We start from the raw sequence: 1,091 nt of genomic DNA on the forward strand, positions 1-1,091 counted from the left end.
GGTGGTGCCGCCAGGTGCGGGCATCCTCGTCGAAGTAGTACAGGGTGTTATCGAGGGCGGGGCGCAGCGTGAGCCGGGCCGCCGTGGCGTAGTGGCTGGGGTTGCGCACGGTCAGCTTCAGCCAGAACTGGCGGCCTTGGGCCGGGCGCAGCGAATCGGCGGGCGCGAAGGCCAATGAAGTATCGGTGCGAATTTGGGCGAGGCTGTAGCCGCGGTCGGGCAACACGGCCACCTGCTCCACCACCGGGAAGCCGGTGGTGGCAGCGGCCGGCCCCGGTTGCGCTACCAGCCGGAGCACGCCAGCCCACAGGCAAAACAGCAGTAGGGGTAACCGTTGGCGCACCGCAAACACAGATGAATTGATAAATGGCCTCCGCACGAATTCCCCCTGAAGGCCGCAAAGGTAACGGCACTACTGTGCCCGGGTTTCGCAGGCAGTGTCTGGCTGTTGCCGCCCGGCCCCGCAGCACTCGTTCGGGCCCGAAACTTCATTTTTGTCACACCCACCTTTAGTTCTTTGCGCTATCATGAAATCCCAGCCTCTCCAGAACCAGCTCTACCGCCTGCTGTGGCAGCACGGGCTGCTGCTGCTGCTCGGCCTGGCCCTCTACCTGCTCGACAAGCACGAGGGCCTGCCGCCCGACGTTATTACCGGCATTCTGCTGGCGGCGGCGGCGGGCAAAACCGGCTATTTTCTGCTGCACAATTTCCGGGCCCTGGCTGCCCTGCGCGAAACGTTCCGCCAGTTCGTACTGCTTGTCTCGCTCAATCTGGGCATGATTGCTCTGTCGTTCGCCCTCGATTTCTACTGCCTCTACCGCGTGAACGGCAACGCCTTTGCCGGCCTGCGGCCGGGCACCGAGCTGGAAATTTTCGGGCAGCTGTTCTACTACAGCGTGGGCACGCTCATCAGCAACTCCGGCGGCAGCATCGCGGCGGCGGCCGGTACCACGCAGGCGCTGCTGCTGCTGGAAAAAATTGCCGGCTTCGTATCCACGGTCTTCGTCATCTCTAACGCCTCCAACTACCTGCGCCCTGTGCACCGGGCCAAGCGCGCCACAGCCGCCGGCCCGGCCGTTCCCCCGGCGTCG

At 64.7% G+C, this 1,091-nt stretch carries 2 protein-coding genes; one reads left to right on the forward strand and one right to left on the reverse strand.

Going from position 1 to position 1,091, the window contains the following annotated elements:
- Positions 1-343 (reverse strand): hypothetical protein (locus tag ACYVDE_RS23760; RefSeq protein ID WP_460503997.1); only part of this gene is annotated, 343 nt, incomplete at its 3' end.
- Between the two features lie 184 nt (positions 344-527).
- Between ACYVDE_RS23760 and ACYVDE_RS23765 the strand changes: the two genes are divergently transcribed.
- Positions 528-1,091 (forward strand): hypothetical protein (locus ACYVDE_RS23765; RefSeq protein WP_460503998.1); only part of this gene is annotated, 564 nt, incomplete at its 3' end.

The sequence above is a fragment of the Hymenobacter agri genome, from assembly GCF_054778495.1.